Here is a 12534-nt window from a genome sequence, read left to right as displayed (position 1 = left end):
GGCAGCAGTCTGTGCTGCCCTGATATTATGGAACTGTATTTCAAACTATCGATCAGCTATCGAGATTTCTTACCTTATTATCAAGGGCTTGCCGATAAAGTCGAGGTTCGTGAAACTCAAGGGCGGATTTTGTGGATTAATGGCCGTCATTTTAGGCGTTTTTTAACCGAAAATGGCATTCAAGGCTATTTCAAATTGGTTTTAGATGACAAGGGACAATTTGTTTCATTAAATCGAGTTTAGTCTTAATTTGTTTATCTTTACTTAGAGCAATTACTTTAAACGGTCGGCTGATTACTAAGCTCGCTTTGTGATATTTTATTTTTAAATATGTTAATGAATTATATGATTTTTTAATGTGTTTTTATGTTTCATTCCTATTCTGCTTTTCGCTAATTTAAATCTCTCCTTTTTAGTTATCGGTACAAATGTACCTACATGCTTAATTCTTTAGAAAATTTTCTCTAACTGCGCCTTGCTCAAGGGGATTAATTGCTGTAACAATGATGTTACCTGTGAGCTAACAAGATGTTGGTTGTAATTCCTAAAACAAAGAATCCAGCAGGGTACGGAGAGCTAAAATGAAAATTGTTAAAAATAGTTTTAACAAATCGGCGCTTGCTTTGGGGGTGGCGTCGGCATTGAGTTTGTTAATGATCCCAAGCGTTAATGCAGTATCTTTTAATTGGGGAGAGGTTGAGGGCACATTTGACTCAACTTGGACTGCTGGTGCGAGCTGGCGTGTAGGGGAGCGCGATTGGGAAGGTCAAATTGGTAAGGTTAATCAACCCCAATTCGATTGGTCTAATTACAGCGCATTTGGCAATACTAAATACACTTCTGCTGAGATTTGGGCCCAGCCCGGATCGTATTCCAGTAACAATGACTTAAGTAATTTACTTTATTCTCAAGGCGATACTACATCCGAAATCGTTAAAGGTTTGCATGAATTGTCATTGAAATACAAAAACTACGGTTTATTCGCTCGTGGTATGTATTTCTATGATCGTAAACTCAATGACGGTAATTATGATTTTAATGATCCGATAACGGGCAAAGAGTTTGACCCTTGCGAAGATAACCGTGCTTCAGAAGTTCAATGTAAAGATATTCGCCTACTCGATGCGTTTGTGTATGGCAACTTTGACCTCAACGATGGCGCTAATCCATTATCTATTCGTGTAGGTAATCAAGTGGTGTCATGGGGTGAAAGTACACTGATTGCCCATGGGATCAGTGAAATCAACGCCGTTGACTTGAACATACTTAACGCGCCTGGTGCTGAACTCAAAGAAGCGTTCAGACCGCAAGGCATGGTGTGGGCTTCCCTTGGTTTGACGGATTCATTAACGGTAGAAGCATTCTATCAATATGATTGGCAACCTATTTGGGTACCGACACCGGGTTCTATTTTTGCGACTAACGATTTTGCGGGTTTCGGTGGTTACGCTCAAAACGCTCAGCTTGGGTTTAATGCCAACCCTGACATCAATTTAGACTTTGTGATGCAAGAATACGAGCGTTTAGCGGGCATGATTGCCAGCGGCCAATCTATTCCGACACAGCAATTGGTTTCTATGGCCTTAGCTTACCCAACAAAAGTGACGCTAGTGCAGGATGAGGCAGAGCCAAGCAATGATGGCCAATATGGTATTAAGCTGGGTTATTACGCGCCTTCACTGGGTGAAACCGAATTTGGTTTTTATTTCATGAATTACCATAGCCGTCGTCCTCTTATCAGTGGTACAGCCGCCGATTTTAGCACGGGTGCACTTTTGTCTGATCTGGCGACTATAGGTCAAAACTCGGGTAATATTGATCGTGAATTGCTGCTCAATTTGAAGAGTTTCTCTAAGGCGCAAATCGTTTATCCAGAAGATATCAAGCTTTACGGTTTCAGTTTCAATACCTTGGTTGGTGATACCTCTGTCGCGGCTGAAATTGCCCATCGTCAGGATGAACCACTGCAAATCGATGACGTAGAATTGTTGTTTGCCGGTATGCCACAGCAGTTAGCTAACGCTGGTCTTCGTCCAGATCTCGATGGTATTTCACAGATTAAAGATGTTAAGCCGGGTGAAACCGTGGATGGCTTTATCCGTCTTGATACCACTCAGGCGCAGATGACTTTCACCCATTTATTTGGTCCAACGTTAGGTTTAGATAACTTGACTATGTTGGCCGAAGTGGGTGGCGTGTGGATCCATGATATGCCAGGTTTTGATGAGCTACGTCTCAATGGTCCAGGTACGTCACGTTCTGGCGGCAACCCAGATATGCCCGGCATCATTCAAGCCTTGCATAATGGTCCTGAAACTAACCCGTTCCCAACCGACTTTGCTTGGGGATACCGTTTAGTTGGAAAGGCGGATTTCAACAACGTATTTGCTGGGGTCAATATGTCTCCACGGGTGATTTTTTCCCATGACGTTGATGGTATTACACCTGATCCTATGTTCCTGTTCACGGAAGGACGTAAGTCTGTCGCGCTAGGCGTTAACTTCGACTATCAAAACCGTTGGGGTGCAGATATCTCCTATAACAATTTCTTTGGCGGTGTCGGTACGACGAATGCGATGGCAGATCGTGATTATGTTTCATTCAATATCAAGTATTCGATCTAAAAGGACTCAAACAATGAAGAAACTGACGATATTGGCGAGTGCAGTCATGCTGGCTTTCGCAGCGCCAGTCGCTATGGCTAAGATATCAGAAGCTGATGCGGCAAAACTTGGCAATGAACTTACCCCTTTAGGTGCTGAAAAAGCAGGTAATGCTGATGGTTCTATTCCTGCGTGGGATGGTGGTATCACTCAGCCTGTGGCGGGTTATACCAAAGGGATGCATCACCCAGATCCTTTCCCTGAGGATAAGATTGAATTTACTATTACCAATGCTAACAAAGCGCAATATAAAGATTTTTTAACGCCGGGTCAGATGAAGTTGTTCGAACTTTATCCTGATACCTACAAGATGAATGTGTACAAGACTCGCCGTAGCGCCTCTGTACCACAGTTCGTTTACGATGCGACTAAAGTTAACGCGACTCGTGCTGAACTGATTGCACAGGGCAATGGTATTTCTGGCGCGGCTATTGGTATTCCATTCCCGATCCCTGCAAATGGTTTAGAAGCAATTTGGAACCACATTTTGCGTTTTCGTGGTATAGATATCGAAACTTCCCGTAGCCAAGCTGCACCGACAGCCGATGGTAGCTATAGCTTAGTCGAAACGGCTGAGGAAATTCGCTTCGAATATTCTCGTCCAGAAATTACCTTAGATCAGCTTAAAGCCAGCAATACGCTGTTCTACTTTAAGCAAGTGGTGACTCAGCCTGCACGTTTAGCTGGTACAGCCTTATTGGTTAAAGAAACCATGGATCAAGAGGCGCTTCCCCGCCAAGCTTGGACCTATAACACAGGTCAACGTCGAGTACGTAAAGCGCCGAACGTGGCTTTTGATACACCGGGTACAGTGTCAGATGGTCTGCGTACGACAGATGATTTCGATATGTTTAACGGCTCTCCTGTGCGTTACAACTGGGAACTGGTTGGCAAAAAAGAAATTTATATCCCGTACAATGATTACAAACTGCATTCGGATAAGCTGAAATATGACCAAATATTGAAACCTGGTCATGTGAATCCTGAATACGTTCGTTGGGAAAAACACCGCGTATGGCAAGTGAGGGCGACGCTGAAAGACGGTATGCGCCACATTTATAAAGTGCGCGATATGTACCTTGATGAAGATTCATGGCAAGTGTCAATCGCCGATCTCTACGACAACCGTGATCAGTTGTATCGTGTGGCCGTTGCACATGGCTTGAATTACTACGAAGTGCCAGCACAGTGGGATACTTTAGAAGTCTTCCATGATTTGCAATCCCGTCGTTATCTCGCCATGGGCTTAGACAACCAAAGTGGCATGTATAACTTCGATGCCAAACTGACTGAAGCTAACTTTACCCCCGATGCATTGCGTCGTGAAGGTATCCGTTAATAGGCCACGTACAAAGGGGCGCTTAGCGCCCCTCATTAGTTTAAGGAAGTTTGTATGTCGTTTCGCATCCTTCAGTGTGTCGCTGTATTAAGTTTCGGTGGCGCTTTTTTTCCTTCTACGTTATCTGCAACGCCCTCTGATCCGATTTTTTCTCAAGTTCAACCTCTTGCTGTTTCATCTTTGATTTTAGATATTGCCAACGTAGGCGCAGGTTTAGTGGCTGTGGGTGAACGTGGTCATGCTCTGGTGTATGACGGCAGTTGGCATCAAGTGGTAACGCCCGTGAGTTCACAGCTGACCAAAGTCTTTTTCCTCAATGAAAAACGCGGTTGGGCTGTAGGTCATGATGCAACCATTTTACAGACTCAGGATGGCGGTCAAACTTGGCAGTTACAAATGCATTCGCCCGAGATTGAAAAGCCTTTCCTCGATGTGGTGTTTTTAGACGAAAACAATGGTATTGCCATTGGTGCTTACGGTTTGTTTTATCGCACTAATGATGGCGGTGCCCAATGGCGCGAGAAGTTCCATGAGGAGCTTTTAGCTGAAGAAGATGTGGCTTATTTGGCGGAGTTAAAAGGCAGCGATCAATCGGCCTATTTGAGTGCGCGCGCTTCATTATTGCCGCACTTTAATCGTATTTTAACCTTAACCGATGGACGTTTATTATTGGTTGGCGAGCTGGGCTTAGTCGCTGTTTCTGGCGATCAAGGTAAAACATTTACGCGTACCAATTTTGATTACGATGGTTCTATGTTTAACGCCGTAGAAACGAAAAATGCTGTGTATGTGATGGGCCTTCGCGGTCATATATTCAAAGCTGATGTGAGTTTAAGCCAATGGAATCAAATAGAATTGCCGGTGCAATCCTCAATCAACGGTGCCATGGTTGTTTCTGACGACGCGCTATATTTAGTGGGAAATGCGGGGATAGTGATCAAGCTAAATGAGGACGACAGTAGCAGTATCGTGACTCGTCGCCAAGGGGAAAACTTAGTGTCTATTGCGAAGGATAATCAAGGGAATGTGTGGTTATCCGGCAGCCAAGGGCTGTTTATTCTTAAGCCATAAAATTTTAAAACTACAATAAATAACAGGGCCGAGAAGATGTTAGAAAAACTGGTCAACGGATTTGAGTCATTTTTGTTTCGCAATCGCGCATGGGTCGTCGGCATTTTTGTGTTTTTGACGTTGTTTTTTGGCTATCAGGCCAGTCAACTCAAAATGGATGCGGCTTTTATCAAAAATATTCCACTGCAGCACAGTTATATGCAGACCTACCTGAAACACCAAAAAGATTTTGGTGGTGCCAACAGCATCATGGTGGCCGTTGAGGATACCAGCGGTAATATTTTTAATGCTAACTATTTTGATACCTTAAAAAACGTGCATGATCAGCTGTTTTTTATTCCAGGGGTTGACCGTGCGCAGGTGAAATCAATTTTTTCGCCTTCCACTCGTTTTACTGAAGTCGTTGAGGATGGTTTTGCTGGTGGGCCTGTTATTCCAGCGGATTTTTCAACTTCAGTGTCTGGGTTAGAAACGGTTCGCGATAATATTGAAAAAGCAGGGATTGTCGGCCGATTAATTGCCAACGATTACAGTGCGGCTATGGTGTCGGCTCAATTAATGGATTTTGATCCACAGACGGGTAAACCGCTTGATACCATTGCTTTTGCTGCACAATTAGAAAAAGAGCTTAGGGGCAAGTTCGAAACCGATAAGGTTAAAATTCACATCATAGGTTTCGCCAAAATGGCCGGAGATGTGGCTGATGGCGCTAAGGGCGTGTTGCTGTTCTTCGTGATCGCGATTTTGGTCACTGCCATTATGGTTTACCTCTTTTCTAAATCCATCATCTTGACCATGCTGCCACTGGTCTGCAGTTTAACGGCTGTGGTCTGGCAGCTTGGTTTATTGACTGTGATAGGTTTCGGTCTCGATCCTATGTCGATTCTGGTACCGTTTTTAGTCTTCGCCATTGGTGTGAGCCACGGGGTGCAGATCATCAACGCTGTACGGCGTCGAGTGCTCGACGGGCAAACGACAAAAGCGGCTTCGGCGTCGGCATTTCGTAGTTTATTAGTGCCGGGTGGTGTGGCATTACTGTCCGATACTGTTGGTTTTATTACCCTGTTATTTATCGATATTGGGATTATTCGCGAGCTGGCGATTTCTGCCTCGCTCGGTGTGGGCGTGATCATTTTCACTAACCTTATCCTGTTGCCTTTGGTGATTTCTTTTACTGAAATCAAAGTCAATAAACACGCAGAACCGACGGCTGAAGAAGTGCGAACTGAGGCTATTTGGCGCTTCATGGCGCGTTTTGCAACACCTAAATATGCTGTGGTAGTCATTATTGCCACTGTGGTGTTGTATTTTGTGGGTCTGCAACAAGCTAATCAGATGAAGATTGGTGACTTACAGGGCGGCGCGCCAGCGTTACATCAAGATTCGCGTTATAACCTCGATACCTTCTTCATCACAGATCATTTCTCTATCACCACAGATGTGATGACTGTGATTGTTGAGGCAGCACCTGAAGCCTGTACTTACCACGATGTGCTCACTCAAATTGATCAGTTTGAGTGGTTAGTACGCAATACCCCAGGGGTGGAGTCGACTGTGAGTCTGGCGTCGGTCGCTAAAAAAGTGAATGCAGGCTTCAACGAAGGTAATCCAAGATGGGAAGTGTTGCCGCGTACAACGGCGAGCTTAGTACAGGCTATTGGCCAAATTCCCACGACTTCAGGTTTATTAAATGGCGATTGTTCTGTCATGCCTGTGTATCTGTTTATGAAAGATCACAAGGCCGAAACCATAGAAACTGTGGTCGCTAAGGTCAAAGCCGTCGCCGCGAAAATGGACAACGAGAAGTTGCAGTTTAAACTGGCGTCGGGTCCTGTGGGTGTAATGGCAGCGACTAACGAAGCGGTGGCTGAGGCACAGTTACCTATGATGATATACGTCTATGGTGCTGTGTTTGTACTCTGCTTAATCAGCTTTAAATCTTTTAAAGCCACTGTGGCGGTTATTATTCCGTTATATGTCGTGTCGACACTGGCACAGGCTTTGATGACTCAGCTCGATATTGGCTTAGCTGTTAGTACGTTACCTGTCATTGCGCTGGGGGTTGGTATTGGCGTGGACTATGGTATTTATATCCTCTCGACTATGTCGTCTAAGCTATCGAATGGTATGCCAGTACAGCAGGCTTACTATGAGGCGTTGGTCGAACGGGGTAGTGCGGTGATCTTTACTGGCCTTACATTGGCGATTGGTGTCAGTACTTGGTTCTTCTCGGCGCTTAAATTCCAAATGGACATGGGAATATTGTTAACATTCATGTTTGTGGTAAATATGCTCGGTGCCATAATTATCCTACCTGCATTGGCCGCCATTTTCTGGCGCCAGCCTAAGTAGAGTCTACAAATGGGGAGCTAAGCTCCCCATTTACTTTTGAATACTTAGTCTGCTTTATCGATTGTTTGGTCATTTGTCATTCCTTGTTTACGCCAATACTGGATTTCAAGAGGATGTACCACTAAAATTTTCCTCGAAATACAGCGGTTTTAGTAATAAACTTCGCGCGACGATCTAGATCACATTAATTTATCTGCGATTGTTAAGCCGAAGCATCCAAATAATGAAAAAAGCGCTGCCATAGACGCTTAAGGAAACAGCAACATGGCCTTGAAAGATGCAATGCCTTCAGTACTACTTGAAAATGTAGTCAGTTTAATTCACGCTAAAGTCCCTAATTCACAAGCCAAGCAAGTTGAACAGTTCGCCACCTGCCTTTATGCCCACATGTCGAAAGACGATCTCAATGCGCGTAATGACAGTGATTTATACGGTGCGGTTCTCAGTTTATGGAACGCCCTGAACAAAACGCCAAAAGGTAACACTCATCTAAGAGTGTTCAATCCTAGCCAAGCCAAACACGGCTGGCAATCGACTCACTCGATCATTGAAGTTATCCAACCTGACATGCCATTCTTGGTCGATTCAGTTGGTATGGCATTGAAGCGAATGGGTATTACTGCTCACATGATGTTGCACACTCCACTGGCGATTGAGCGTTCAGAAAGTGGTGTGACGAATGTCACTTATCTTAATCAGAGCCCTGAAAGCACTGAGCATGTCGCCGTATTTTTGATTGAAATTGACCGTCAAAGCAGCACGGTCGATATCAAAGCATTAGAGCGCGAAATTCAGTCTGTGCTTGCCGATGTCGCTTCATCAGTTAACGACTGGGAAGTCATGTCTGCCAAGTTGGCTGAGATGATCAAGGAATTGCCAAAACGTCCGTTCCCGGGCGATAAGCAAGAGTTAGAAGAAGCGATTAACTTCCTGACTTACTTGAATAATCATCACTTTACGCTATTAGGTTACCGTCAATACGATTTGAAACGTGTCGAAGGTGACGTTGAGTTAGTGCCTAATATCGCCTCTAGCTTAGGTTTGATGAACAAGCACACTAAAGCGCAACCTGAGCAAGGTTTGTTGTTATCTAGCTTCTCCGATAGTGCCCGCAAAGAAGCCTTAGACCACAGCTTACTGATCCTCACTAAGAGCAGTGCTAAGAGCCGCGTGCATCGCCCAGCTTATGTCGATTATATCGGTATTAAGCGTTTCGATAAGAAAGGCAATGTGATTGGCGAAGATAGATTTATCGGTTTATATGCGTCAAACCTGTATAACCGTAGCCCACGTGAAATCCCACTGCTGAATGAAAAAGTGCAGCGTGTGTTAGATCGTTCAGGCTTGACCCCACGTTCACACGACTATAAAGCCCTGCTAAACATCCTTGAGAATTTACCTCGTGACGAGCTAATTCAAGCCAATGTTGATGATTTATCGCACATGGCTCATGGCGTGTTAGAAATGCAAGACAGAGACAAGCTGAAACTCTTTGTACGCAAAGATGGCTTTGGCCGTTTCTTATCCTGTTTAGTGTACGTTTCTAAGGATCGTTACAACACTAAACTCCGCCAAGATACTCAACGTATTCTGGCCCAGCACTTTAACAGCAAAGAAGATGTAGAGTTTACGACTTATTTTTCCGAGTCGACGCTAGCCCGCACTCACTACATAGTCAAAGTTGATAACAATAATATGGATGTAGATGTGGCTGCCATAGAGAACAACTTAATAGAAGCGGCACGTTCGTGGGAAGATAAGTTAAGCACTGCGCTTAACAGTGCACTCGGCGAAGAAGCTGGCACTCATCTGACTAAGCGTTATTTCAATGCGTTTGAACAAAGCTATAAAGAAGACGTATTACCAAGTTCTGCCGTCGTTGACATGCAACAGCTCGAAGCACTGGATGATGAACACAAGCTCGGCATGTTGTTCTATCAACCGCAGGAAGCGGCGCTGAACGACAACAAAGTGCGTTTAAAGCTATTCCATAAAGATGAGCCTATTCATCTATCTGACGTGTTGCCAATGCTCGAAAACTTTGGTCTGCGCGTGATCAACGAGCGTCCATATGAAGTCACGACTTCAGACGGTTCTACCTTCTGGATCTTAGACTTCTTGATGACAGTTAAAGTCGTCAACACAGATAACATCGCTGATAGCCAAGACAGATTCCAAACTGCACTGTCACAAGTGTGGCAAAAGAAGTTAGAAGATGACGGCTTCAACCGCATTATTCTGGCGTCAGGTTTAACGGGCCGTGAAGTCTCTGTATTGCGCGCGTATGCGAAATACATGCGTCAAATCGATGCGACTTTCAGTCAGTCATATATTGAAGAAACCTTCGGTCGTTACCCACAAATCGCTGATTTGTTGGTGAAGATGTTCATCCGTAAATTTAACCCTAAACTGAAAACCCGTACTCTGGGCAAGTTTTTGGAGCAGATCAATTTACGTTTAGATGAAGTGTCTAGCTTGGATGATGACCGTATTATTCGTCGTTATTTAGACTTGATTAACGCCACTCTGCGTACCAACTTCTACCAACTGGATGCCAAAGGCGAATCTAAGAGTTATATCTCGTTTAAATTCATGCCTTCACTGATCCCTGAAATGCCACGTCCACTGCCGAAATTCGAAATATTCGTTTATTCGCCACGGGTTGAAGGTGTGCATTTACGTTACGGTAAAGTGGCTCGTGGTGGTCTGCGTTGGTCAGATCGTCGTGAAGACTTCCGTACCGAAGTATTAGGTTTGGTAAAAGCACAGCAAGTGAAAAACACTGTGATTGTGCCTGTGGGTGCTAAAGGTGGTTTTGTTTGTAAACAATTGCCAACTGAAGGCGGCCGTGAAGCTTTCTTCACCGAAGGTCAAGAATGTTACCGCATCTTTATCCGTGCATTGCTCGATATTACCGATAACATTTTGAACGGTGAAATCGTCCATCCATTGGATGTGGTTCGTCATGATGAAGATGACCCATATTTAGTGGTAGCAGCCGATAAAGGTACAGCGACATTCTCTGATATCGCGAACTCGATTTCCCTCGAATACCGCTTCTGGCTCGGTGATGCATTCGCATCGGGTGGCAGCAACGGTTATGACCATAAGAAAATGGGTATCACGGCCAAAGGCGGCTGGGAATCGGTTAAGCGTCATTTCCGCGAAGTCGGTATTGATTGTCAAACCACAGACTTTACCTGTTTAGGTATAGGTGACATGGCGGGCGACGTATTCGGTAACGGTATGTTGTTGTCTAAGCACACTAAACTGGTTGCAGCCTTTAACCACATGCATATCTTCATCGATCCAAATCCGGATACGGCATTAAGTTATGATGAACGGGCGCGTTTATTCGCTCTGCCACGTTCAAGCTGGGAAGACTACAGCAGCAAGTTGATTTCTAAGGGTGGCGGTATTTTCCTCCGTTCATCTAAATCCATTCCATTATCGGCAGAGATGAAGCAAATGTTGGCCACAGAGAAAACCTCTATGACCCCAACTGAGCTGATGAAAGAACTGTTGAAAATGCCAGTGGATTTGATCTGGAACGGCGGTATCGGTACGTATGTGAAATCTTCACGTGAAACCCAAGCTGAAGTCGGCGATCGTGCCAACGATGCTCTACGTGTCAACGGTGGCGAACTGCGCGCTAAGATAGTCGGCGAGGGCGGTAACTTAGGTTGTACTCAGTTAGGTCGTATTGAATATGCGTCTAATGGCGGTCGCATCAACACTGACTTCGTGGATAACGTTGGTGGTGTGGACTGTTCAGACAACGAAGTGAACATCAAGATTTTGCTGAACGCTATGGTGACTGAAGGTGAACTGACGCTTAAGCAGCGTAACCGTTTACTGGAAGAAATGACCGAAGAAGTCGGCCAAATCGTACTGCAAGACTGTAAAGATCAAACTCGTACTATCTCTGTGACTCAAGTGCGCGGTGCTGAGCAGTTAAAAGAGCAGATCCGCTTTATCCAGTATCTGGAAAAAGAAGGCAAGTTAGACAGAGCGTTAGAGTTCTTACCGTCTGACGATGAGCTAGCTGAACGTTTAGCCAGTGGTCGTGCATTAACGCGCCCAGAGCTATCAGTATTGGTTGCTTATGCGAAAATGGTACTGAAAGAGCAATTAGTGACGCCAGAAATCACTGAAGATACTCTGTTAAGCCAACTGCTTATCGCGTATTTCCCGAAAAAACTTCAGGAAAAATACAGCGACAAAATGGCAACCCATCCACTGCGTGGCGAAATCATTGCGACCTCACTCGCCAATGAACTCGTCAACGACATGGGCTTGAATTTTGTTCAACGTATGCAAGATGAGACTGGTGCCTCAGTTGCCGACGCGGCAATTTGTTACACTATGGCTCGCGAAGTATTTGGTTTAGCTGAATTAACTAAATCGATCACTGACTTAAACGGCATAGTTCCGGCTGTGGTTCAAGGTGAAATGCTGCATCAGTTACGCCGCAATATGCGTCGTGCTAGCCGCTGGTTCCTCCGTCACCGTAACCGCTCTTGGAGCATCGAACAAACCGTTGCCTTCTTCAAACCAGTATTTGAACAAATTAAAGATAATGTTCATTTATATCTGGTAGAAGAAGAAGCGAAGGGTATCCAATCTGAGATCAATGCTTTGGTCAAAGAAAACGTACCACAAGCTGTGGCAACCATTGTGGCTAACATGAGCACCTTGTTCTCTGCCTTAGACATTGCCCAAATTGCGCAAACAGAAGATAAGACAGTGGCATTAGTGGCTGAAACTTACTTCAAACTCGGCGCCCGCGTTGAGCTGCACTGGTTCTTAGAACAGATCAGCGCTCAACCTGTAGCGAACCATTGGCAAGCACTGGCTCGTGCCGCCTTTAGGGAAGAGTTAGATTGGCAACAACGTGCATTAAGTTCAGTTGTCTTAAGAACCTGCAGTGCAACCTGTGATGCCGAAAGTGTGATTTCTCAGTGGATTGAGATAAATCAAGGCTTATTGGAAAGATGGTTCCATATGCTAGCTGACTTTAAAACGTCGCAAATCCATGAGTTTGCTAAGTTCTCTGTCGCCCTACGTGAACTTAACCTTCTGATCCTTCATTGCGAAGGCCAAAAGTAA

6 protein-coding genes are annotated in these 12534 nt (G+C 44.8%); all 6 read left to right on the top strand.

Translation table 11 applies throughout. The features are described from left to right. Positions 1 to 27 precede the first annotated feature (27 nt). Complete coding sequence (locus L5L91_RS07280) at positions 28 to 243, top strand: DUF2835 domain-containing protein (RefSeq protein ID WP_028759764.1); 216 nt, start codon at positions 28 to 30, stop codon at positions 241 to 243. A 338-nt stretch (positions 244 to 581) separates the two neighbouring features. Further along, positions 582 to 2624 (top strand): DUF1302 domain-containing protein, encoded by a 2043-nt coding sequence (locus tag L5L91_RS07275; RefSeq protein WP_105252651.1) that lies wholly within the window; start codon positions 582 to 584, stop codon positions 2622 to 2624. A 13-nt stretch (positions 2625 to 2637) separates the two neighbouring features. After that, positions 2638 to 4002: a DUF1329 domain-containing protein gene (locus L5L91_RS07270; RefSeq protein ID WP_105252650.1), complete on the top strand. Its 1365-nt coding sequence runs from the start codon at positions 2638 to 2640 to the stop codon at positions 4000 to 4002. A 54-nt stretch (positions 4003 to 4056) separates the two neighbouring features. Next, a complete protein-coding gene (locus L5L91_RS07265) occupies positions 4057 to 5073 on the top strand; it encodes a WD40/YVTN/BNR-like repeat-containing protein (RefSeq protein ID WP_263185379.1) in 1017 nt (338 codons plus the stop codon). 36 nt (positions 5074 to 5109) lie between these two features. Continuing rightward, positions 5110 to 7425 (top strand): efflux RND transporter permease subunit, encoded by a 2316-nt coding sequence (locus L5L91_RS07260; protein WP_113940560.1) that lies wholly within the window; start codon positions 5110 to 5112, stop codon positions 7423 to 7425. 264 nt (positions 7426 to 7689) lie between these two features. Next, positions 7690 to 12534, top strand: coding sequence for an NAD-glutamate dehydrogenase (locus tag L5L91_RS07255; protein ID WP_263236017.1), 4845 nt, complete (start codon positions 7690 to 7692; stop codon positions 12532 to 12534).

The organism is Shewanella sp. SM55, from assembly GCF_025654025.1.
Classification (GTDB): domain Bacteria; phylum Pseudomonadota; class Gammaproteobacteria; order Enterobacterales; family Shewanellaceae; genus Shewanella; species Shewanella oncorhynchi.
This window is presented reverse-complemented; position numbering and strand designations above follow the sequence as displayed.